This is a genomic window from Arthrobacter sp. zg-Y820 (genome assembly GCF_030142155.1).
GTDB lineage: Bacteria > Actinomycetota > Actinomycetes > Actinomycetales > Micrococcaceae > Arthrobacter_B.
The window spans coordinates 3,683,848-3,706,876 of record NZ_CP126247.1; the positions used below are offsets into that span (position 1 = coordinate 3,683,848).

Below are 23,029 nucleotides of genomic sequence, written 5' to 3' on the forward strand. Positions count from 1 at the left end.
CGCCCCGGCGCCGCCGTCGTCACCGTCCCGGGCGACGACGGCCTCCGGCTAGTCGTCCGGGTTGGTGACGGCGGGAACGGGCAGTCCGCGGCCGGCGAGGACCGACCGGTAGGCGTACTCCGTCAGCCGCCCTTCGCCGTGCGCCTGCTCCACGGCCTCAAATGACCGCGGACCCGGCTCATTGCTGTACGGGAAGTGAATCAGCTCGGCAACGAGCTCCCATTCCTCGGCGATGGTGTCAATGAGCTCGCCCGGGGTCTCGTCCTTGCCGGGCCCGCCGCCCAGGACGGTCCAGGATTCTTCCGGAACCCGGTAGGCCTCCAGCCGTTCCAGGTCCGCCTCGAGTTCCTCGAGGGAGGCATACTCGGTCTGGGCCTCGGCCGGAACCGAGCCGTCCGCCGTCGCCAGCTGGCTGACGAATCCGGTTTCCAGGGGATAGACGGAGGTGGGCACAGGCTCGCCCTCTTCCAGGTAGGCGGGCAGCTGCGACGGCATCCAGTACCAGGCGTCGCCCTGGTCTGCCCCGCCGGGCTGGCTCCGCTCGCTGATCCAGCCGCGGGCCGTGAGCAGCGCCTCGCCCTCGTCACTGACGAACGTTGGCGTGTTGCCGAAGAGCAGATTGGTTTCGTGCTCGGTGCGGCGGGCCTGCTTCTTCTTGGCGGCGGCCTTCTTGCGGGGTTTGGACTTGGGCACGGGTACTCCTTGGGAACGAACTGGTCAGGGGACGGCTGGCGAAGAACCCTCGGGCTGCAGACCGGCAGTACCGATTCTAGTCGTCGGGGCGGTCCCGGCCCGCGGAGCAGGCTCCGGGCGGCAGGCCTAGAAGCCCGAGCCGCCCTCCACCGCCATGTTGGAGAAGCGGGAGTAATGGCCTTGGAAGCCCACGGTGATGGTCTTGGTGGGACCGTTACGGTGCTTGGCCACAATCACGTCAGCTTCGCCGGCGCGCGGGGACTCCTTGTCGTAGATGTCCTCGCGGTGCAGCAGGATGACCATGTCGGCGTCCTGCTCGATGGAACCGGATTCACGCAGGTCGGAGATCATCGGCTTCTTGTCGGTGCGCTGCTCGGAACCACGGTTCAGCTGCGACAGGGCGATGACCGGGACTTCCAGCTCCTTGGCCAGCAGCTTCAGGGCACGGGAGAACTCGGAAACTTCCTGCTGGCGTGACTCCACTTTCTTGCCGGAAGACATCAGCTGCAGGTAGTCAAGGACCACGAGCTTCAGGTCGTGGCGCTGCTTCAGGCGCCGGCATTTTGCGCGGATTTCCATCAGCGACATATTGGGGCTGTCGTCGATGAACAGCGGAGCCTCATTCATCCGGCCCATGGTGGTGGCGATCTTGCCCCACTGCTCGTCCTTGATGGTTCCCTTGCGCAGGTCCTGCAGGGCGATCGTGGCCTCCGCGGAGAGCAGGCGCATGGCAATCTCGTTGCGGCCCATTTCCAGCGAGAAGAAGACGGTGGTCATGTTGTTCTTGATGGCGGCCGAGCGGGCGAAGTCCAGGGCGAAGGTTGACTTACCCACGGCGGGGCGGGCGGCGATCACGATCATCTGGCCGGGGTGCAGCCCCTGCGTCAGTTCATCAAGTTCGTAGAAACCGGTCGGCACGCCGGTCATCCCCTCGCCCTTGTGCTGGGCGGCTTCAATTTCGTCCACCGTGCCCTCGATGATGTCCTTCAGGGGCACGTAGTCCTCGGCGGTGCGCCGTTCCGCGACGGCGTAGACCTCGGCCTGGGCGGCGTTGACGATGTCGTCAACCTCCATGCCGTCGCTGGAGTAACCCAGCTGGACGATCTTGGTCCCGGCATCCACGAGGCGGCGCAGAACGGCCCGCTCACGGACAATTTCCGCGTAGAAACCGGCGTTGGCCGCGGTGGGCACCGACTGGATGAGCGTGTGGAGGTACGCCGGGCCGCCGATGCGACCAATCTCGCCGCGCTTGGTGAGCTCATCGGAGATGGTGACGGCGTCGGCCGGTTCGCCCCGGCCATACAGGTCAATGATGGCTTCAAAAATGGATTCGTGTGCCGGGCGGTAGAAGTCGATGCCGCGGAGCACCTCGACCACGTCAGCAATGGCGTCCTTGGAGAGCATCATGCCGCCCAGAACTGACTGCTCGGCAACCAGATCCTGCGGCGGTGTCCGTGCGAAGTCGGAGCTGGAGCTGGATGCCGGTGCGTCAGTATGCATGAGCGACACTGTGTAACCCTTTCCCAAGGTACTGCTGAGTTGCGATCCCTGCCCGGTGGCAGCTGATTCAGGTCTATCCCGCCGCGGTGACACTTTTGCGGGCGGCGGCCGCCGGTCAAACGGCACCGTCTTCGGTGACGGGGCAAGGAGTCGATTAGAAGGGATTCACCCGCAACCGTAGTCCCGAAAACCTCTGCTCCCAAACGAGTTATCCACAGCCCTTGTGGACAAGATGTTGATAACTGGGCGTGTCTTGTGCACAGGTTGGGCATAAGGGTGTGGATAAACTATTGATTTTGCGGCAAATAGCTCTCTGACTAGGGGAAACACTCGTCCACACCTGTGTATAGCGACTATTTTTTCTCAACATTCACCCCCTGCTTTCAGGTTGACAGATGGCCTCAAGGGGCATACGGCCCGGGTTATCCCCCGATCCGCGGCGATTGTCCACAGCTAATATCCACAGGAGCTCCCTCCGGCCCGTGAGGGGCGCGTGCGGGATGCTCCCGGTGGGTCCGCAGGGTCGTACGCCACTGCCACTCCGGGGCCCGCAGAAGGCCGTGCACGCCGGAGGGCGGTTGCGGCTGCCCCGTTTCCGTGCGTCCGGAGGTTCGCCGGACGCACGGAAACGGACACAAAAGCGCCCCCCGCCACAAGGGCGGAGGGCGCTCGGCACACGCCCGAGGGCGTGCTGGTGGACGTGCTAGCCGGCTACGACGTTGAGGTCGATGACAGCAGCGACGTCGTCGTGCAGACGAACGTTGGCCTGGAAGGAACCAACCGACTTGATGTGAGCCGGCAGTTCAACCTTGCGCTTGTCGATGGTGCCAAGACCGGCAGCTTCGACAGCAGCAGCAACATCGGCAGCCTTGACCGTGCCGAAGAGGCGTCCGGACTCGCCGGCCTTGACGGCCAGAGTGACCGGCTTGGCGGAGAGTGCAGCAGCCTGCTTCTGAGCATCTTCCAGGGAAGCGTGCTCGCGGGCGGCGCGGGCAGCCTTGATGGATTCAACCTGCTTCTCGCCACCCTTGGTCCAGGTCAGAGCGAAGCCGCGGGGCAGAAGGAAGTTACGTGCGTAACCATCCTTTACCTCGATGACGTCGCCGGCAGCGCCGAGACCGGTTACTTCGTGGGTCAGAATGAGCTTTGCCATGAGTTAGGTTCCTTTCCTTAGCCGCGGCCAGCGCCGGAGTACGGCAGGAGAGCAACTTCACGGGCATTCTTGATTGCCTGAGCGATTTTGCGCTGTTCCTGCACGGTTACGCCAGTTACGCGACGGGCGCGGATCTTTCCGCGGTCGGAAATGAACTTGCGCAGCAATGCTACGTCCTTGTAGTCGATGACAGTGATGTCAGCGGCCTTCAAGGGATTGGACTTTGGTTTGGGCTTGCGAAGTTCAGCCTTAGCCATCGTGGAGCTCCTTATGTCTAGTGGAGCCCGTGGATCATTCCACGGGATGGGCTCGACGGCGAGTGCCGTCTGAGGTTGCGCCCGAAGGCGCAGGGGTGAAGAAGGGCAGGCTTCCCGTGAGGGCAGACACCGGTCTTCGGTGGAGATTTAGAAGGGCGGGTCGTTGGAATCCGGTCCGTTGCCCCAGCCGCCGGCGTTGCCGCCGCCTGCGGGAGCACCCCAGGGATCTTCGGCCGGCGCAGCCTGTGGCTGCTGCTGGCCTCCGCCCCATGCGGGGTTGGAATTGCCGCCGAAGCCGCTGTTTCCGGAGTTTCCGCTGTTGCCGCCGAAGTTGCCGCCACCGCCGCCGGAGCGCTGGGTGCGGGTAACCTTCGCGGAAGCGTACCGAAGCGAGGGGCCGATCTCGTCGACCTCAAGCTCCATGACGGTGCGCTTTTCGCCTTCTTTGGTTTCGTACGAACGCGACTTCAGGCGGCCCTGGCAAACAACACGCGTCCCCTTGGTCAGGGATTCGGCCACGTTCTCAGCGGCTTCGCGCCAGACAGATGCCCGAAGGAACAGCGTTTCGCCGTCCTTCCAGTCATTTGACGTGCGGTCGAAGGTCCGCGGAGTCGAGGCAATGGTGAAGTTAGCCACTGCCGAACCTGACGGCGTGAACCGGAGTTCCGGATCATTCGTTAGGTTGCCGACGACGGTAATAGTTGTCTCGCCTGCCATGGTGTCTCCTGATTTCGGTTTGGTTTGCAGAAATTACTCTGCGGAAACCTTTGCAGCTTCAGCCTTTGCGGCCTTCTTGGCATCCTTTTTCGAGATCTTCTGCTCTTCCGGGCGGATGATCTTGGTGCGCATGATGGTTTCGTTCAGGCTCAGCTGGCGGTCAAGCTCAGCAGCAGCTGCAGGCGTCGCGGTGAAGTTAACCACTGCGTAGATGCCTTCAGCCTTCTTCTGGATTTCGTAGGCGAGGCGGCGACGGCCCCAGATGTCGACCTTGTCGATGGTTCCACCATCGTTGCGGACTACATTGAGGAACTTGTCGAGCGAAGGCTCGACTGTACGCTCTTCTACCTCGGGGTCGATGATAACCATCAGTTCATAAGCACGCATTTGTGAACCCACCTCCTTTGGGCTATACGGTCACGGCATTTCCGTAACAGGAGGTTCTTTTGCGTTGTCGTCCTGCCGATCCTGGGTGACCAGGCGGCGGGAAAGCAGTCGGCGTAGCCGATAGCACAGACTTAGCTAGTCTACCGGACGCCGGAAGGTGATCCGGACGGGACGGGACGCTGCACCCGCAGGGCACCCCGCCCGGGCCGCCCCTCCCGGGTCCTTCCACCGGGAGGCTGCCCCGGGTCAGCCGGCGAAAAACACTTCGGTCACCTTCGCCAGGTGGTGCGGATCCTGGACGCCGGCCATCTCGCGGGCCGAATGCATGGACAGGAGCGGAATCCCGACGTCGACGGTGCGGATGCCCAGCCTCGTGGCGGTGAGCGGCCCGATCGTGGAGCCGCAGGGCATCGAGTTGTGCGAGACGAATTCCTGATAGGGAATGCCCGCCCGCCGGCACAGTCCGGCCCAGCGGGCCGCGCCCGGCGCGTCAGTGGTGTACCGCTGGTTCGCATTGATCTTCAGCAGCGGACCGCCGTTGAGCACCGGGTGGTTGGCCGGGTCGTGGCGCTCGGCGTAGTTCGGGTGGACGGCGTGGCCGGCGTCGGCCGAGATGCAGAAGGAGGCCGCGAACGCCCGCTGCCGATCCAGCGCGGATCCGCCGAGGCCGCCGGAAATCCGGTTCAGCACGTCCTCCAGGAACGGCCCGGCAGCCCCGGAACGGCTGCCGCTGCCCACTTCCTCGTGGTCGAAGGCCGCCAGGACGGCGATGGACCCGCCAGTCTTGTTCTCCGACGCGGCGATCAGGGCGGCCAGTCCGGCGTGGACCGAGGACAGGTTGTCCAGCCGTCCGGAGGCAAAGAACTCGTGGTCGGCACCGAAGGTGCGGGGTTCCTGGGTGTCAGCGGCAACGATGTCGTACCCGCCCACCTCGGCGGCGGACAGTCCGGCACGGGCGGCCAGGAGTTCCAGCAGATCCGCGGTGGAGGGATCCCCCAGCCCCCAGACCGGGTTCATGTGCTGCTGTTTGTCCAGTTTCAGGCCCTCATTGACGGACCGGTCCAGGTGAATGGCCAGCTGCGGGAAACGCAGCAGCGGACCGGTTTTCACCAGGTGCTCCTCGCCGTCCAGGGTGACCAGGCGCCCGGCCAGCTGCAGCTCGCGGTCCAGCCAGGAGTTCAGCAGCGGTCCGCCGTAAACTTCGACCCCGGCCTGCAGCCAGCCGAGCCGGCCGGTGGTGGACCGCGGCTTGAGCTTGAAGGACGGGGAATCGGTGTGGCTGCCCAGAATCGAGAATCCGGTCGCGGCGCCGGCGCCCGGCGGAACGATCCAGGCGATCAGGGCGCCGTCGCGCACCACCGAGTATTTTCCGGGCTCCGCCGGCCATTCCAGGCTTTCATCAAGTTCGGTGAAGCCCGCCGCCGCCAGGCGGCGCGCGCCCTCGCGGGCCGCGTGGAAGCTGGAGGGTGAGGCGCTGACAAAAGCACCGAGGTCTTGGATGTGATCCATTGCATCAGACATACACCGATTCAACCAGAGCCTGCTCCCCGTGCGTAATGGCTCCGCCGAATGCGGGAAAACAGGCCGGTTAACGACGGAAACTCCCCGCTGTGGAGGAGTTTCCGGCCCTCGAAAGGGCATCCGGTGGAGACAGCGGCAGCCGTTCATCCGCCGCTGCCGGCACCAAACTTCCTGCGGCCCGCTGTTTCAGCGGGGCCTGTCCCGGACACCGTCCTTAGACGTCCCGGCGCTTGGTCACCAGCAGGGAAGCGAGCAGCAGCACCACTGCCCAGGCGGCCATCACCAGGCCGCCTTCGAGCGGAGTGAGCTGTCCTTCGGTGGTGGACAGCGCCAGCATCATGTCGCCGGCGTTGGTGGGCAGGAAGCGTGCGGCGTCGGGAATCCAGTCCGCCAGGCCCTGGATCAGGTTCACCACGATCACCGGAACCACGAAGAACAGACCGATGGCGGTCACCACGCCGCCGGCGGTGTTGCGCAGCAGGGTGCCGATGGCCATCGAAATCACCGCGATGAGCGCCAGATAGGTTCCGGTGTTCAGGATGGACCGCCACACGCCCTCGTCCGACAGGGCGAACTCCAGGTCTTCGGCGGCCAGAATGGGCTGGGCGATGAAGTAGGAGACCAGCGCTGCGCCGGCACCGAGGACAAACGCGACGACGGCAATCACCAGATTCTTCGCCAGCAGCGCCGGAATGCGCTTGGGCACGGCGACCATGGTGGAGCGGATCATTCCCGTGCCCCATTCCGAGGCGATCAGGACCACGGCCAGGGAGGCAATGAGCAGCTGTCCGAAGATGTAGCCGCTGGCGGGTGCAAGCTTGGCGTCCTCCCGCATGTCTTCCATGGTGACGCCACCCATCTGCGCCTGCATTTCGGGCGATGCGTCGGCGATGAAGCCAACGGAGACGGCCATCTGCCAGGCGTACAGGGCGCTGAGCCCCACCATGACCACCAGCGTGATGATCAAAAGGATCACGGTGGAGGGAACGGTGGTGACCTTGATCCATTCCGACCGCAGGACCCGGCCGAAGGTGAGGCCGGAGCCGTCTCGGCGGCGGGCCGGGGCAGGTGTGGGTAATGTCTGGCTGCTCATGCTGATTCTCCTCCGCGCGCGGCGTGGACGCCGGCCATGCGGGCCGGCACCGGGTCCTGCTGGATGGACTGTGACTGGTATTCGACCTGATCGCGGGTCAGCTCCATGTAGGCGTCCTCCAGCGATACCTGCCGCGGCGTGAGCTCGTAGATCAGGATCCGGCGGTCCAGCGCTGCCTCGGCAATGCTGCGCGGCTCCCGCCCGGTGACCTCCAAAAGGTCCGGTTCCAGTTGCGCGAAGGACGTTTCACGGTTTTCCAGTGCCCGGCGCAGCTCGTCGGGCTGGTCGGTCCGGACCAGGGTGCGCAGCCGGCCACCGCCGTCAATGATGTCGGCAATGGGCGCATCGGCAATGATGCGGCCGCGGCCGATGACGATCAGATGGTCGGCGGTAACTGCCATTTCACTCATCAGGTGCGAGGACAGGAAGACTGTCCGCCCTTCGGCGGCCAGTCCCTTGGCCAGGTTGCGCACCCACAGCACGCCCTCCGGATCGAGGCCGTTGACCGGTTCGTCGAAGATCAGGGTCTGCGGGTCGCCGAGGAGGGCGACGGCGATGCCCAGCCGCTGCCCCATGCCCAGCGAGAAGCCGCCCACCCGGCGCCGGGCGACCGACCCGAGTCCGGTCAGCTCAATGACATCGTTGACCCGCTTGTTGGAAATCCCGTGCGTGGCGGCCATGGCGCGCAGGTGGTTGTAGGCCGAACGCTTGGTGTGGACGGCTTTCGCGTCAAGGAGTGCCCCCACCTCGTGCAGCGGTGCCTTGTGCTGGGCATAGGGTTTGCCGTTGACCGTGACCCCGCCGGCGGAGGGCCGGTCCAGGCCGACAATCATGCGCATAGTGGTGGATTTTCCGGCGCCGTTGGGGCCCAGGAACCCGGTCACCCTGCCGGGCTTGACGGTGAAGGAAATGCCGTCGACGGCATGCTTGCTGCCGAAGGTCTTGGCGAGGCCGTGTGCCTCAATCATGGTGCGTTCCTCACTTTGGAGTGGAAGCGGACAGCCGGGACTTTTCGGTTCCGACGCCCGGTGACGGGCAACTCCGAAGCGTTCAGCTTCCCCAGCTCTCCCTTAGCCTACGGGTCAGCCCCGGCGCTGGCCCGGCACCGAGGGATGATGTTGCGCATAAAAATCTCCGCCTTAGGGATGACACCCGGCGGGAACGGCACACGCGCCGCGTCTCAGGTCCCGGGCGCCGCTGGCCCGTCCCCGGCGGTCCGGGACCGGTCGATCTCCTGCGACTGGTACTCGACCTGTCCGCGGGTCAGCTCCATGTAGGCGTCCTCGAGGGAGAGCTGCTGGGGCGTGAGCTCGGTGAGGAGAATGCCGCGGGACAGCGCCGCCTCCGCAATGCTGCGGGACGACAACCCGAGGATGTCCAGGTGGTCCGCCGCCAATCGGCGCACCTCAACCCCGGCCGAGCCGATCGCCGCCGTCAGGGCATCGGCGTCGTCGGTGCGCACCAGGATGCGTTCCTGTGCACTGCCGGCAAGGACTTCGTCCATCGGCGCGTCAGCCAGGATCCTGCCGCGGCCGATCACGAGCAGGTGGTCGGCGGTCACTGCCATCTCGCTCATCAGGTGCGAGGAGATGAACACGGTGCGGCCCTCGGCGGCGAGGCCGCGGACCAGGTGGCGGACCCACAGCACCCCCGCGGGGTCCAGGCCGTTGACCGGCTCGTCGAAGATCAGGGTCTGCGGGTCCCCCAGCATCGCCGCGGCGATGCCCAGGCGCTGCCCCATTCCCAGCGAAAAGCCGCCCACGCGCTTCCTGGCCACCGGACCGAGGCCGGTCAGCTCAATGACCTCGTTGATCCGGCCGGAGGAAATGCCGTGGGTGGCAGCCAGCGCCCGCAGGTGGTTGTACGCGGTGCGTTTGGGATGCACGGCCTTGGCCTCGAGCAGGGCGCCGACCTCGTGCAGGGGTGCCCGGTGGCTGGCATACGGGCTCCCATTGACAATGACGGTGCCGGCGGTGGGACGGTCCAGGCCCACGATCATGCGCATGGTGGTGGATTTCCCGGCACCGTTGGGACCCAGGAACCCGGTCACCTTTCCCGGCCGGACCGAAAAGGTGATGCCGTCGACGGCGGTCGTGTCACCGAAACGCTTGGCAAGCCGTTGTGCCTCAATCATGATGTGCCCTTCGCTGGAGCGGACAGGGGCTGCACGGGAAACCGGTCCGCTGCCTAGCGGGAGCTTACCGACTCAAACTTCCGCACCGCCAGAGGAACAAAGACCAGCAGCATCGCCGCCGACCCGATCAGGACCGTCGCGGTCGCATGCTGCATGGGCCAGGTGTCCGGCACCGGGGTGTCACCCAGGTTGCCGAACAGCTCCCGCGCGGCCTGCACCAGGGCCGACACCGGATTCCAGTTCGCGAAGACCTCCAGCGGCGCCGGCAGGGTGGAGCTCTGCACAAATGCGTTGGAGATGAACGTGATGGGAAACAGGATCATGAAGGACGCGTTGTTGATGGTCTCCGGTGAGCGGACGCTCATGCCGAGCAGGGCCATCACCCAGCTGAAGGCATAGGAAAAGAGCAGCAGCAGCCCCACCCCGGCCAGGAAGGAGGCGAAGGAGGTGTTGACCCGCCAGCCCACCAGCAGACCGGTCGCCATCATGATGAGCATGGAAATCGCGTTGAGCACCAGGTCCGAGTTGGTCCTCCCGATCAGCACCGCCGAGGGGCTCATCGGGAGGGTGCGGAACCGGTCGACGATTCCCTCCTTCAGGTCTTGGGCCATCGCCGCCCCGGAGAACGTGGAACCGAAAACCACTGTCTGGGCGAAGATTCCCGCCATCAGATACTGCGTGTAGTCGGTGCCGGCCACTGAAATCGAACCGCCGTAGACCTGGCTGAACAGCAGCACGAACATGATGGGCTGCAGGACGGCGAAGATGATCATGTCCGGCGAGCGCTTGATTTTGATCAGGTTGCGCCAGGTGACGGTCCAGCCGTCAGCGGCCCAGTTGGCTGTGGCCGCTTTGCCGCGGGTGGTCACGACGGGCAGTCGGGTTGCTGCGGCACTCATCGGCGGGCTCCTTCCTTGTCATCTGCATCCGCTGCAGCCCCGGCTTCCGGTTCCTCCTCGGCGGGTCGGCCGGTGAGCTGCAGGAAAACGTCGTCCAGCGTGGGCCGGCGGATGCCGGCGTCGTGCAGTCCGATGCCCTGCGCCTGCAAATCCGAGAGCACGAGCTGCAGGGAGGCCGGGCCGTTCTGGACGCTCACTTCCAGGGCGCGCCCGTCGTCGGCCGTGTGCGGCTGGCCGGAGCCGTGGCGGGCGAGAACGGCCTCGGCCGCGGCGGCGTCGTTTCCGTCCACCAGCGCCACGGCGACACTGTGTCCGCCAATCCGGGACTTCAGCTGATCCGAGGTGCCCTCGGCGATCACTGTCCCGTGGTCGATCACGGCCACCGTGTCCGCCAGCTGGTCCGCTTCTTCCAGGTACTGCGTGGTCAGCAGCAGCGTGGTGCCTCCGGCAACGAGGTCCTTGATGACTTGCCACAGCGCGAGGCGGCTGCGCGGGTCAAGGCCGCTGGTCGGTTCGTCCAGGAACAGCACCCGCGGGCTGTTCACCAGGGCTCCGGCCAGGTCCAGGCGCCGCCGCATGCCGCCGGAATAGCCCTTAACCGGGCGGTTGCCGGCCTCGGCGAGGTCGAACATGTCGATCAGTTCGGCTGCGCGGGCCCGGGCCTGCCTGTCCGGAAGGTGGTACAGCCGGCCGACCATCCGCAGGTTTTCCATGCCGGTCAGGTTTTCATCGACCGCGGCGTACTGGCCGGAAACGCCGATGATCCTCCGGACCTCCTTGGGATGGGCGAGCACGTTGATGCCGTCGATGGTGACGGTTCCGGCGTCGGGCTTGATCAGCGTGGTGAGGACCTTGACGGCGGTGGTCTTTCCCGCGCCGTTCGGTCCCAGCAGTGCCATGACGGCGCCTTCGGGCACCGCAATGTCCAGTCCGGCCAGCGCATGGACCGGCCCCGACTTGGACTTATAGGTTTTCGCGACTCCGTGCGCCTCTATCAGCGGAGAGCCAGGGGCGCTCGGTTCTTCAGACGAGGTTGGGGAAATGAACATTGGTCGAAGATAGGCCGGGCACTGCGGGTCCGGCACCCCCATTGCGGACACATGCGGTCCGCTGGTTTTGGTGCCGGTTCGGACCGGGAGCTTTACGGAGCGGCCTCGGAAATTCTGTTCCGTTCCGCCGCGGCGGGGGCGAACAGGATGGAGAGCAGCATGGCCGCGCCCACCAGCAGCAGCGCGTTGCGGATACCCCAGTGCTCGCCCAGGAATCCCAGCACCGGCGGGCCGACAAAGAACGCCAGGTAGCCGATGGTGGACACCACCGACACCCGGCTGGCCGCATGGGCCGGGTCTTCGCCGGCCGCAGACATGCCCATGGGGAAGCCCAGGGCCGCGCCGATTCCCCACAGGACGGCCCCGATCCCGGCCAGCACCAGATTGGGGGCCAGGACAAACAGCAGCAGCCCGGCCAGTGACGCGCCCATGCAGATCCGCAGCGCCGGAACCCGTCCCCACTGGTCGATCAGCTGCGCGCCGAACCAGCGGGTGGCGGTCATGGCGGCCACGAAGATGCCGAACATCACCGCGCCGGCGGTTTCACTGGTGCCGAGGCCGTCCACGGTGGCCTTGGCCACCCAGTCGTTGGCGGCGCCCTCGGTCAGCGCGGCGCCCAAAACCACCACGCCGATCAGCAGGGTGCGCCCCTCCTTCCACGCGGCGAACCGCGACCGCGGAGCAGCGGGTGCGCCGTCGTCGTCGTGCGCCGGCACCGGGTCGGGCAGGAAGTTCCGCGGCACGGCCAGCACCAGCACCGTGGCAATCGCCACGATGCCCAGCAGATGCAGGGACAGCGAAATTCCGACGGCCGAGAGCACGGCGCCGATCATAGCGCCCACAAATGCGCCGCCGCTGAACGCGGCATGGAACCTGGGCATCACCGTGCGGCCGAGGTGGCGTTCCACCTCGGTGCCCTCCAGGTTCATGGCCACGTCCCAGAGGCCGATGCCGGCGCCGAAGAGCAGCAGGCCTCCTGCGGCCAGCGGCACATTGGGCCAAAACAGGGAGGCGGCGATGATCAGGGACGCGGCCGACGTCGTCAGTCCGCCGGCGCGCACGGCACCGGCGGTGCCGATCCGCTGGGCGATGGATCCGGCCAGCGGCAGTGAACAGATCGAGCCGACGGCGGAAAACAACAGCAGCAGCCCGACCCCCGCCGCGCCGATCCCGAGGGATTCGGCGGCGGCGGGAATGCGGGCGGCCCAGCTGGCAAAAATGAGGCCGTTGAGGCCAAAGATCACGAAGACGGAAATCAGGGCACGGTCCAGAGAGCTCTTCACGCCTATATTGTGCAGCCAGTCCGCGCCGCGGCGGAAACGGACCTTGCTCACACCGGCGGCAGCCGCAGCCCTGTGAGCCCACGATCTGCACACTGGATGGGCCCTGGCCATCGAGTGTGCAGATATAGCGGGCAGGATTCCCCGAGTGCGCACGTATGGCGGGCTCGGCGGCGCGGAAGTCACCCGATCTGCACACTCGGCGAGCGTGGGCCGACGAAAGCGGCTCGAAGTCGGCAGAGCTGCACACTCGGCATCAGGGGCGGCGGTGAGGCCCCTTGCGCACTAGCCGATTGACTTGCCCGGCCGGCGGCCTGGCACACACAAAGGGGCCGGCCGGCGGTCCGGTCAGCGGGCCCGGACCACGCGTTTCTCGTCCCAGACCGGGGTCTCGGATTCGTAGACTTTGCCGTCGGAGCCGAAGACCAGGAACCGGTCGAAGCTGCGGGCGAACCAGCGGTCGTGAGTGACGGCCAGGACGGTGCCTTCGAACGCGTCGATGGCCTTTTCCAGCGCCTCGGCGGAATGCAGGTCCAGGTTGTCGGTCGGTTCATCCAGCAGCAGCAGCGTGGCGCCGGAGAGTTCCAGCAGCAGGATCTGCAGCCGGGCCTGCTGCCCGCCGGAGAGCGAATCGTATTTCTGCTCCGAGGACGCCGCCAGCCCGTAGCGGTCCAGTGCGCCGGCCGCAGCCTCGCGGCCCAGCCCGGAGCGGTGGTCGTCGCCGCGGTGCAGGATGTCCAGCAGGGTTTTGCCGAGCAGGTCCGGGCGCATCATGGTCTGCGCGAAGAAGCCGGGCCGGATCCGGGCGCCGAGCTTCACCGATCCCTCGTGCGGCACCGGAGCGATCTCCACCTCGGACACCGGTTCGTGTTCCTTTTCCGGATCGGTGCCGCCGGCGGCCAGCAGCCGCAGGAAGTGCGATTTGCCCGAGCCGTTGGCGCCAAGCACGCCCACCCGGTCGCCGAACCAGATTTCGGTGCTGAAGGGCTTCATCAGGCCGGTGAGTTCCAGCTTCTGCGCGACGACGGCGCGCTTGGCCGTCCGTCCGCCGCGCAGCCGCATCTTCACGTTCTGTTCGATGGGCAGCGCCTCGGGCGGGCCGGCCTCAAGGAATTTGGCCAGCCGGGTCTGCGCGGCCTGGTAACGGTTGGCCATGTCGGAGCGGAACGCAGCCTTGTTCTTGTACATGTTGACGAGTTCCTTGAGCTTCAGGTGCTCCTCGTCCCAGCGCCGCCGCAGTTCCTCGAACCGGGCGTTGCGGTCCTCGCGGGCAGTGACGTAGCTGCTGAACCCGCCGCCGTGGATCCAGGCGGAAGCACCGTTGATGCCGGGCTCCAGGGTGACGATGCGGGTCGCGGCGTTGTCCAGCAGCTCGCGGTCGTGGCTGACAAACAGCACTGATTTTTTCGATTCCGCGAGTTTCGCTTCCAGCCAGCGCTTGCCGGGAACGTCGAGGTAGTTGTCCGGTTCATCCAGGAGCAGCAGCTCGTCCGGGCCGGAGAACAGGGCCTCCAGGACCAGGCGCTTCTGCTCGCCGCCGGACAGCGTGGAGGCCTTGCGGTACTGCGCCCGGTCAAACGGCACACCCAGGGCGGCCATGGTGACCTCGTCCCAGACGGTTTCCTGCTCGTAGCCGCCGGCATCTCCCCAGTCGGCGATGGCTGTGGCGTACCGCATCTGGGTGGGTTCGTCGTCGCGCTCCATCATGGCCAGCTCGGCGTCGTCCACTGCCTTGGCGGCGGCGGCGAGCGCCGGCGGGGCGGCCGAGACCAGCAGGTCACGGACGGTGCTGTCGTCGCGGACCTGGCCCACGAACTGGCGCATGATGCCCATGGATCCGGACTTCGCCACGGTGCCTTCGTCGGCCTTGATGTCCTCCGCAATGATCCGCAGCAGCGTGGTCTTGCCGGTGCCGTTGGGGCCGATCAGGGCAGTCTTGTGCCCGTCCCCCACCTTGAAGCTGACGCCGTTGAGCAGCTGCCGGCCGTCGGAGAGGAAATAGTCAATGTTGGATACGTCGAGGTGAGCCACGCTCCTATCCTCCCATCCGGCGCGCTGCCGGCCGCATGGCTGCCGTGCGTGGACAGGCTGCGTGGAGCGGCTATGTGGACAGCGGCTGGCGGGATCTGTCTACGATGAAGCTCCCAACACCGGGGCCGACCAAGGAGCACACGTGATCTTCATAACCGTCAAATTCAACGTCAAGCCCGAATGGGCCGACCGCTGGCCGGAACTGACTGCCGATTTCACGGCCGCCACCCGCGCCGAGCCGGGCAATCTGTGGTTCGACTGGTCGCGCAGCCTGGAGAACCCCAACGAGTTTGTCCTGGTCGAAGCCTTCAAGGACGACGCCGCTGCCGCCCACGTCCAGAGCGATCACTTCCAGCAGGCCATGAAGGACATGGTGCAGGCGCTGGTGGAGACTCCGAAGATCATCAACACCGTGATCGACGGCGAAGACTGGTCGCGCATGGGCGAGTTGACGGTCGAGTAATTCGGGCTGGCGGCCCGGCCGGTTCCGCGACACCAAGTAGCCCCGGGCCGCCCGGGACTACTTGGTGTCGAGGGTGTATCCGGCGCGGGTCAGCATCTTTCGCAGGTCAACCACTGTCTGCTCGTCGATGTCCTTGCCCCGCGGCGGCTCCAGGAAGTCCGTCTGCCCGCCGAGGGTGACCTCGTACTTGCCGTTGTGCTCCCGGGTGGTGTCGGCCACCGCTTCGAGCAGTGACACGACGTTCTTCCACTCAATGTTTGAGCTGGTGGGATGCCGCAGGATCTGATCCAGCGTGTCCCGGTGGTGATTGTTCAGGTGTTCGGTCATCGGAAACCTCCTGTTTCCAGTTCCCCACGACCGCGCCCGGAGCGCAAGGGACGGCGGCCTCCGCACCCTCCCGGCCACTACGTCCGGCCGCTACTTGGCGGCGGTGCCTGCCAATCGTGCGGCCACCCGCGCCGGTACGAGGTGGGCCACATGGCCCGCCATGGTTCGTGAGCCTAGCTCGATCACCAGTCCCCAGGCGGCCATGACCAGGAAGGTCCACGGCGCTGGCCCCACGGTTCCGAACCCTTGTCCGCCGCCGCTGCCGCCGGCCAGGGTTTGGCCGGCAGCGACGACGCCGAGCACGGATACCGCTGCGCCGGCAAACCCGAAGACCGCCGGCAGGGTCAGCCATCCGGAGCGCCGGCCCAGCGATTCGGGGCGCCGGTCCCGGGCCAGGAACCAGGCCACGGATGCGGCTGCGGACAGCAGCAGGGTCAGCGCACCGGCTGCCGCGCTGGCCCAGACCGGCAGGTCAACAACGGAGCCCGGAAGTTGTGCCGCCGCGGGCAGTCCTTGTTCCGCCACTGCTGAGAGATGACCGGCGGCGTAGGCCCAGGCCGAGGCCGTTGGCAGCCACAACGGCGCGGCAAACATCACGGCCACACCGCCCTTGACCAGGGCGGTGACTGCCAGGGCCGCTCCGGCCACTGCCGTGTAGGCCAGGTAATGGGCTCCGGCCAGGCGAAGCGCTGCGCGGACCCCGGGGAGGGACCGCTCCGCCCGGGTCACCCAGTGCGGTGCCGTTCCGGTCTCGTGCTTTCGCCCCGCCCAGCTGGCTACCGTGCCAAGCAGCACCGCGCCGGCGACCAGGCCCGGGGAGGCTGCGGTCAGGAACATGGCTCCGGTTTCGGTGTCTTCACGCAGCGAGAACGCCAGGCTCAGCAGCACTGAAACGGCGGCCAACGCCAGTCCGGTCAGCGCCGAATACAGCCAGCGCTGGCCCTCGGACGCCGACGGTGAGCTCCTCTCGGCCCGGCGGCCCAGCCGCCACAGCGAGGCGACCGACACCACGGTCAGGAGCAGGGGAAGGGCGCCTGCCCAGAGGCTGACAAGCGGGGCGGGAAGGTCTGCGTACCCGGCGGCGGAGACGGTCAGCACCGGAGTGCCGCCCAGCGCCATCGCGGCGAGGAAAAACGGATAAATCAACAGCGCCGACGGACCGTCCAGCCGGGCGCCCATGTTCCCGGCGGAATCATTCATGCCGTTCAGGGCTCCGGTGCCGCCCACAAAAAATCCCAGGACCAGCAGCGCCATCATCACCAGCGCGGCCCCAAGGGTCAGTCCATAGGCAAACAAGGCTGACTGCAGTGCCAGCCACCACTGCGGGGGCCGGCGGTCGGATTCGGCAGGCAGAGCAAGGGTGTCCGGGTTTCCCGGAATCCCGTTGTCCTGGTTGTCCATTTATCCATTCCCCCTGCAGAGCATGAGCAGCCTTGCGTCGGATTTAAACATACAAGCTTCCGGCGGTATCGCCTGCGACGTCCCCCGCGGCCCAGCACGGCAGCAGCGGCGGCGGTCAGTTTTCCGCACCCAGGTCCGGGACGTCCATTCCGTGGTCCCGGCGCAGGGCCAGCGCCGCCGCGTGCCAGCCGCCCATCCCGTGGACTCCCGGCCCGGGCGGAGTGGAGGCTGAGCACAGGTAAACCCCGGGCAGCGGTGTCTGCCACGGATTCACTGCGGGCACCGGCCGGGCGGCCATCTGCCACAAGTTCACCGCGCCGCCGCCGAAGTCCCCGCCGACATAGTTCTCATTGTAGCGCTCCAGATCCGCCGCCGTCGTTGCCTGCGAGCGCACGACGACGTCACGGAAGCCGGGTGCGAAGCGCTCGATCTGCGCGGTGACGGCCTCCGTCATGTCCACCGTGGATCCGGCCGGGACGTGGCAGTAGGTCCAGAGGATGTGGCGGTCCGCCGGTGCCCGGGAGGAGTCAAAGCTGCTCGGTTGGGACAGCAGGACGTACGGCCGCTCCGGATGCCGGCCCGCCGCCACCTGCGCCTCGGCCCGGGCCAGCTCTTCACGGCGGCCTCCCACATGCACCGTCCCGGCCCGGCGCACGCCCTCGTTGGCCCACGGAACCGGCCCCGAAAGAATGAAGTCCACCTTGCAGGCAGCGTTGCCGTAGCGGAACCGGGCCAGGGCCCGCGCATACGGCCCCGGCAGCTCCGGGCCGGCCAGATCGAGCAGGGTCGCCGGCGACACATCGAGCAGGACGGTGGGAGAACTCCTTACCTCGTTCAGCGACGCCACCCGGTGACCGGTCACCAATTCACCGCCGTGCGCCAACAGGTCACTGACCATGGCATCGGCGATGGCCTGCGATCCTCCCTCCGGAATGGGCCAGCCCACGGTGTGCGCCAGCAGCGACAGCAGCAGCCCTCCTCCGGCCGAGGGCAGCGAAGGCATCCGCCCCACGGGATGCGCGGCGACCCCGGTGAGCAGTGCGGGGGCCTTCGCCTCGGAGAACCGCCGGTTCCACAGCGGAGTGCCCTGCTCCAGGGCCGCCCGTCCAAAGGCCAGCGCCGCCGCCGGCTCGCGGTAACCGCGGAGCAGCGGGGACATCAGCAGGCTGGTGATGTCTTCGCTGCGCCGCACCAGGGGCTGCATCAGGCGGCGGAAGGCGGCGCCGTCGGGCCCCAGGCCCTGAACCGTGCGTTCCAGGTCCCGGTAGGCCAGGCCGGCGTCCCCGCCGTCGAGCGGGTGGGCGTAGGAAATGTCCGGCACGGTGAGCTTGATCCGCTCCGCCAGCTCAAACCGGCGGAAAAAGGGCGAGGCCAAAGCCATGGGATGCACGGCGGAGCAGACGTCGTACCGGTGGCCGGGTTCCAGCAGCTCCTTGGTCCGGCTGCCGCCGCCGGCCGTGGGTCCGGCTTCAAAGACCCGGACCGACAACCCGGCGCGGGCCATGATGACCGCAGCGGCCAGCCCGTTGGGTCCTGCGCCGACCACTGAAACATCGGTCATGGGGTTCCTGCTTCCTGTGCTGCGGGCTGAACCGGGTCCGCACGCCGGGGTCCGCGCGGGAGCCGGAGCCGGTGGTCCGGCGCATGGTCAAAGGGGCCGCCCTGGGGATCGTCGACGTCGAGCCGGCGCACCGGATCACCCGCGGGGTTCAGGATGTCGGCGACAACCCGCGCCACGAGCCAGGCCGTTGCCGCGACATGGCCTCCCACGGCCCAGACGTAGTACGCGGCCTCGATGTTGTTCCGGGGGTCGCCGCCGGAGGTCTGGGCGCCCAGGTACATCCAGACGGCCCACCAGTGCAGCACCTCAAAGAACTGCCACACCAGGAAGTCCCTCCACCGCGGGCGGGCGAGGGCAACCAGCGGGATCAGCCACAGGACAAACTGGGGCGAATAGACCTTGTTGGTCAGGATGAAGGCCGCCACGATCAGGAACGCCAGCTGGGCCAGCCGGGGGCGGCGGGGCGCGGCAAGCGCGAGCAGGGCTATTCCGGCGCACGCGGCGGCGAAGAGGGCGTACGCCCAGACATTGATGAAGGCCGGCTCCGCTTCCGCCAGGCCGAGCCGCCCGGACATCAGGTTCCAGGCAAACCACACCGAGGAATATCCGGCCGGACGCTCCCCGGTGAAGCTGAGGAAGAATTTCCAGCCGGTGAAGTCGGAGACCATGAAGGGAACATTCACCGCGAGCCAGGTGGCGGCGGCCGCGCCCACGGCCGCGAAGGCCGGCCGCAGCCGCAGCGTCCGCAAGGCCAGGACCAGCACCGCGCCCAGGATCAGCACCGGATACAGCTTCAGCGCCGTGCCCAACCCCAGGAACACCCCCGCCAGGACCGGCTGGCTGCGGGCGAAGGCCAGCATGCCCAGGGCGGCCAGCAGCACGGCCCAGATGTCCCAGTTGATGAACACGGACAGGATCATCGCCGGAGCCAGGGCCACCATGGCAGCGTCCCAGGGCCGGCGGTTGGTCATGCGCAGCGTGGCCACCACGGTGGCGATCCAGGCCAGGGCGGCCAGCGCGGCGTTGATGTCGAAGTAGGCCAGCGCCCGCTCCGCCGAGACACCGTCGCCCGGCACGAGCAGGGCGACGGCCCCGGCCAGCAGGCCCAGCAGCACCGGATATTCAAAGCCGACACCGGGCGTCAGGAAGGGAAAGACGCCCTCGGCCAGCCCGCGCGAGTCAAACAGCACCGGCCAGTCCGAGTAGCAGGCCTTGTAGAAATGGTCCGGAGAGGTCCAGCCGCCGGTCCGGCAGGGCATTTTCACCAGCACGGCCAGGAGGGCGGCGGCAGTGGTGAGCAGGATCAGCACCCGTTCCACCGTGAAAAACCCCGGCGTCACGATCCCCGGCGCGGTGTGTCGGCCCAGCGGCCCGCCGATGACTTCGGTAAGCGTTTTGAGCAACGGATCGTTGCGGCTGGGGACCACTGTGCGCAGCGGCCGCCGTCGGGGCTTGGGCTCCATGCTTACCAGTATGACGCCGGCAACGGGCCGCATCGGCCTCGAATACCGGCCGCGCGGTGGCCGTCGCGGGCGGTCCGCATGTGATGCTTCACACGGAACTTACGGGCTGAGGCCGTAGACTGGGCCGATCTTGCCGCGTTTGGCGCGGCAACAGTAAAATTTTTGTCTTCAAAGGAGAACCGTGGCAAAGAACCCCATTCGGGTCGCAATCGTCGGTGTTGGAAACTGCGCAGCGTCGCTGGTCCAGGGCGTCCAGTACTACCGTGACGCTGACCCGGACCTGACCGTTCCCGGCCTGATGCACGTGAAGTTCGGCCAGTACCACGTCAACGACGTGCAGTTCGTGGCAGCCTTTGACGTGGACAGCAAGAAAGTCGGTCTGGACCTGGCCGACGCCATTGGGGCCAGCGAGAACAACACCATCAAGATTGCCGACGTCCCGCAGACCGGCATCACCGTCCAGCGCGGCCACACCCTCGACGGCTTGGGCAAGTACTACCGGGAAACGATCGTAGAGTCCGACGCCGAACTTGTGGACATTGTTGCCTCGCTTCGGGAGAACAACGTGGATGTCATGGTCTGCTACCTGCCGGTCGGCTCCGAGCAGGCTGCGAAGTTCTACGCCCAGTGCGCCATTGACGCCGGCGTCGCTTTCGTGAACGCGCTGCCCGTGTTCATTGCCGGGACCAAGGAATGGGCCGACAAGTTCACCGCCGCCGGGGTTCCGATCATCGGCGACGACATCAAGAGCCAGATCGGCGCCACCATCACCCACCGGGTCATGGCCAAGCTGTTCGAGGACCGCGGCGTCATCCTGGACCGCACCTACCAGCTCAACGTCGGCGGAAACATGGACTTCAAGAACATGCTCGAGCGCGAGCGCCTGGAGTCCAAGAAGATTTCCAAGACCCAGGCGGTCACCTCCAACACGTCGGCGGACCTGAAGGCAGACGACGTGCACATCGGCCCGTCGGACTACGTGGCCTGGCTCGATGACCGCAAGTGGGCCTTTGTCCGCTTGGAGGGCCGCAACTTCGGCGACGCTCCGGTGTCGCTGGAATACAAGCTTGAGGTCTGGGACTCCCCCAACTCCGCCGGCGTGATCATCGATGCCATCCGTGCCGCCAAGATCGCCCTGGACCGGGGCGTCGGCGGACCCATCCTCTCGGCGTCGAGCTACTTCATGAAGTCCCCGCCGGAGCAGTACAACGATGACGTTGCCAAGGAAAAGGTGGAGCAGTTCATCCGCGGCGAGGTCGAGCGCTAACCTCCCTCCCCCGCTCAGCCTCCCCGCCGTCCCGCGAGATGGCAGAAGGTGCGCTTCCCAGTGCCGGGAAGGGCATCTTCTGCCATCTCGGCACGGGCCGGGCGCCGCTTAGAACAAACCCTGCGGCGTGCCGTCAGCGGCCACGTCCATGCGCAGCGCCGCGGGGGACTTCGGCAGCCCGGGCATGGTCATCACGGCCCCGGTGAGCGCGACCACGAAGCCGGCGCCGGTCTTGAGGATCAGGTCCCGCACGTGCACGGTGAAACCGGTGGGCGCGCCAAGCAGGGCCGCGTTGTCGGAGAACGAGTACTGCGTCTTGGCCATGCACACCGGCAGCGAATCCCATCCCCCGGCCCGGATCTCCTCCAGCCGGCGCCGCGCCGAAACTGAGAATTCGACGTCGTCGGCCCCGTAAATCTCCCGGGCCACCGTGCGGATCTTCTCCTCCACCGGCAGCTCCAGCGGATACAGGTGCCGGAAAGACGCCGGCTCCGCCAGCGCCGCCCGGACACGCACCGCCAGGGCGTCGCCGCCGGTCCCGCCGCCGCCCTGCGCCCAGACGTCTGCCGCGGCAACCGGCACGCCCTCGGCTGCGCACCAGCGCAGCAGCCACTCGAGCTCCTCCGGCGTGTCGGTGCTGAACGTATTGATGGCCACCACCGGATTCAGGCCAAACTTCCGGATGTTTCCGATGTGGCGAAGCAGGTTGGGGGTTCCGGCCTCAAGCGCGGCCCGGTCCGCGCGGTCCAGTTCGCTCCGGGGCACGCCACCCTGCATCTTGAGCGCCCGGATCGTGGCCACCAGAACGACGGCGTCCGGTGCCACGTCCGCGGCCCGCGCCGTGATGTCCATGTACTTTTCGGCGCCCAGGTCCGCTCCGAATCCGGCTTCCGTGACCACCACGTCAGCGACGGTGCGCGCCAGTTCGGTGGCGATCACCGAGTTGCAGCCGTGCGCAATGTTCGCGAACGGCCCGCCGTGGACCAATGCCGGGGTGCCGGCAAGGGTCTGCACCAGGTTCGGTTTGACCGCGTCCTTCAGCAGCAGCGTCAGGGCTCCCTCCGCGCCGAGGTCCCGCACGGTCACCGGCCGCCGGTCGTAGGTGTAGCCCACGGTGATCCGCGCCAGCCGGGCCTTGAGGTCAGCCAGGTCCCGGGCGAGGCAGAACACGGCCATGATTTCGGAGGCGACGGTGATGTCGAAGCCGTCCTGGCGCGGCGTGCCCTGGACCGGTCCGCCCAGTCCGATCACGATGTCGCGCAGCGAGCGGTCATTCATGTCCATGACGCGGCGGAACGTGATGCGCCGCGGATCGATGCCCAGGGTATTGCCCTGGTAAATGGAGTTGTCCAGCAGCGCGGCGAGGGCGTTGTTGGCCGTGGTGATGGCATGGAAGTCCCCGGTGAAGTGCAGGTTGATGTCCTCCATCGGCGCCACCTGGGAGTAGCCGCCGCCGGTGGCGCCGCCCTTCATGCCCAGGACCGGTCCCAGCGAGGGCTCCCGCAGGGCGATGACAGTGCTGACTCCCGCCTTGGCCAGGGCATCCCCGAGCCCCACGGTGACGGTGGACTTTCCCTCACCGGCCGGGGTGGGGCTCATGGCGGTAACCAGCACCACCTTGCCGCGGGTGCCGCGCGGAGGCACCCGCAGCGGGTCGATCTTGGCCTTGTAGCGCCCGTACAGTTCAAGGGCGTCTTCAGGAATGCCGGCGGCGGCGGCAACCTCCGTGACGGGTTTCAGCACCGCCCGGCGGGAGATTTCCAAATCACTGGACATGTCAGCGGCAGTGCGCATCGACGCGTTCCTTCCGTTCCCGACGCCGGTGGCCACCGG

Annotated in this window: 21 protein-coding genes; 2 read left to right on the forward strand and 19 right to left on the reverse strand. The window is 67.0% G+C overall.

Annotation, left to right across the window (positions count from 1 at the left end):
• Positions 1-48: 48 nt before the first annotated feature.
• The 14 genes from QNO08_RS16935 to QNO08_RS17000 form a co-directional block, all read right to left on the reverse strand.
• The gene (locus tag QNO08_RS16935) at positions 49-693 is read right to left on the reverse strand and encodes a hypothetical protein (protein ID WP_229966441.1); all 645 of its coding nucleotides are present in this window, start codon (positions 691-693) and stop codon (positions 49-51) included.
• 126 nt (positions 694-819) lie between these two features.
• On the reverse strand, positions 820-2,193 hold the full coding sequence (gene dnaB, locus QNO08_RS16940; RefSeq protein WP_229966442.1) for a replicative DNA helicase: 1,374 nt from the start codon (positions 2,191-2,193) through the stop codon (positions 820-822).
• Positions 2,194-2,896: 703 nt separating this feature from the next.
• Positions 2,897-3,346 carry a 50S ribosomal protein L9 gene (rplI, locus tag QNO08_RS16945; RefSeq protein ID WP_229966443.1) on the reverse strand — a complete coding sequence of 150 codons (450 nt, stop codon included), beginning with the start codon at positions 3,344-3,346 and terminating at the stop codon, positions 2,897-2,899.
• A gap of 17 nt (positions 3,347-3,363) precedes the next feature.
• Entirely contained in the window at positions 3,364-3,603 is a 240-nt protein-coding gene (gene rpsR / locus QNO08_RS16950; protein ID WP_003800144.1) for a 30S ribosomal protein S18, read from the reverse strand.
• 147 nt (positions 3,604-3,750) lie between these two features.
• A complete protein-coding gene (locus tag QNO08_RS16955; protein WP_229966444.1) occupies positions 3,751-4,320 on the reverse strand; it encodes a single-stranded DNA-binding protein in 570 nt (189 codons plus the stop codon).
• 33 nt (positions 4,321-4,353) lie between these two features.
• Positions 4,354-4,707 (reverse strand): 30S ribosomal protein S6, encoded by a 354-nt coding sequence (rpsF, locus tag QNO08_RS16960; RefSeq protein ID WP_152220935.1) that lies wholly within the window; start codon positions 4,705-4,707, stop codon positions 4,354-4,356.
• 246 nt (positions 4,708-4,953) lie between these two features.
• Positions 4,954-6,228 carry a M18 family aminopeptidase gene (locus QNO08_RS16965; RefSeq protein WP_229966445.1) on the reverse strand — a complete coding sequence of 425 codons (1,275 nt, stop codon included), beginning with the start codon at positions 6,226-6,228 and terminating at the stop codon, positions 4,954-4,956.
• 214 nt (positions 6,229-6,442) lie between these two features.
• Complete coding sequence (locus QNO08_RS16970) at positions 6,443-7,321, reverse strand: ABC transporter permease (protein WP_229966446.1); 879 nt, start codon at positions 7,319-7,321, stop codon at positions 6,443-6,445.
• The gene (locus QNO08_RS16975; protein ID WP_229966447.1) at positions 7,318-8,289 is read right to left on the reverse strand and encodes an ABC transporter ATP-binding protein; all 972 of its coding nucleotides are present in this window, start codon (positions 8,287-8,289) and stop codon (positions 7,318-7,320) included. The genes QNO08_RS16970 and QNO08_RS16975 overlap by 4 nt, the downstream gene beginning before the upstream one ends.
• A 212-nt stretch (positions 8,290-8,501) precedes the next feature.
• Entirely contained in the window at positions 8,502-9,455 is a 954-nt protein-coding gene (locus QNO08_RS16980) for an ABC transporter ATP-binding protein (protein WP_229966448.1), read from the reverse strand.
• Positions 9,456-9,508: 53 nt separating this feature from the next.
• Positions 9,509-10,354 carry an ABC transporter permease gene (locus QNO08_RS16985; protein ID WP_229966449.1) on the reverse strand — a complete coding sequence of 282 codons (846 nt, stop codon included), beginning with the start codon at positions 10,352-10,354 and terminating at the stop codon, positions 9,509-9,511.
• A complete protein-coding gene (locus tag QNO08_RS16990; protein ID WP_229966450.1) occupies positions 10,351-11,403 on the reverse strand; it encodes an ATP-binding cassette domain-containing protein in 1,053 nt (350 codons plus the stop codon). Before QNO08_RS16990 ends, QNO08_RS16985 begins: the two co-directional genes overlap by 4 nt.
• Positions 11,404-11,495: 92 nt before the next feature.
• On the reverse strand, positions 11,496-12,674 hold the full coding sequence (locus tag QNO08_RS16995) for an MFS transporter (protein WP_502866871.1): 1,179 nt from the start codon (positions 12,672-12,674) through the stop codon (positions 11,496-11,498).
• A gap of 357 nt (positions 12,675-13,031) precedes the next feature.
• Positions 13,032-14,714 carry an ABC-F family ATP-binding cassette domain-containing protein gene (locus QNO08_RS17000; protein WP_229966452.1) on the reverse strand — a complete coding sequence of 561 codons (1,683 nt, stop codon included), beginning with the start codon at positions 14,712-14,714 and terminating at the stop codon, positions 13,032-13,034.
• Positions 14,715-14,856: 142 nt separating this feature from the next.
• Between QNO08_RS17000 and QNO08_RS17005 the strand changes: the two genes are divergently transcribed.
• Positions 14,857-15,177: a putative quinol monooxygenase gene (locus QNO08_RS17005; protein ID WP_229966453.1), complete on the forward strand. Its 321-nt coding sequence runs from the start codon at positions 14,857-14,859 to the stop codon at positions 15,175-15,177.
• 57 nt (positions 15,178-15,234) lie between these two features.
• On the opposite strand, the gene QNO08_RS17010 is transcribed toward QNO08_RS17005, so the two are convergent.
• From QNO08_RS17010 to QNO08_RS17025, 4 genes are all read right to left on the reverse strand, one after another.
• Complete coding sequence (locus QNO08_RS17010) at positions 15,235-15,504, reverse strand: hypothetical protein (protein ID WP_229966454.1); 270 nt, start codon at positions 15,502-15,504, stop codon at positions 15,235-15,237.
• A 90-nt stretch (positions 15,505-15,594) separates the two neighbouring features.
• On the reverse strand, positions 15,595-16,905 hold the full coding sequence (locus QNO08_RS17015; protein ID WP_229966455.1) for a hypothetical protein: 1,311 nt from the start codon (positions 16,903-16,905) through the stop codon (positions 15,595-15,597).
• Between the two features lie 115 nt (positions 16,906-17,020).
• Entirely contained in the window at positions 17,021-18,466 is a 1,446-nt protein-coding gene (locus QNO08_RS17020; RefSeq protein ID WP_229966456.1) for a phytoene desaturase family protein, read from the reverse strand.
• The gene (locus QNO08_RS17025) at positions 18,463-19,929 is read right to left on the reverse strand and encodes a glycosyltransferase family 87 protein (RefSeq protein ID WP_229966457.1); all 1,467 of its coding nucleotides are present in this window, start codon (positions 19,927-19,929) and stop codon (positions 18,463-18,465) included. The genes QNO08_RS17020 and QNO08_RS17025 overlap by 4 nt, the downstream gene beginning before the upstream one ends.
• 181 nt (positions 19,930-20,110) lie before the next feature.
• Between QNO08_RS17025 and QNO08_RS17030 the strand changes: the two genes are divergently transcribed.
• The gene (locus QNO08_RS17030; protein ID WP_229966458.1) at positions 20,111-21,196 is read left to right on the forward strand and encodes an inositol-3-phosphate synthase; all 1,086 of its coding nucleotides are present in this window, start codon (positions 20,111-20,113) and stop codon (positions 21,194-21,196) included.
• Positions 21,197-21,304: 108 nt separating this feature from the next.
• On the opposite strand, the gene QNO08_RS17035 is transcribed toward QNO08_RS17030, so the two are convergent.
• Complete coding sequence (locus QNO08_RS17035; protein ID WP_229966459.1) at positions 21,305-22,990, reverse strand: formate--tetrahydrofolate ligase; 1,686 nt, start codon at positions 22,988-22,990, stop codon at positions 21,305-21,307.
• Positions 22,991-23,029 lie beyond the last annotated feature (39 nt).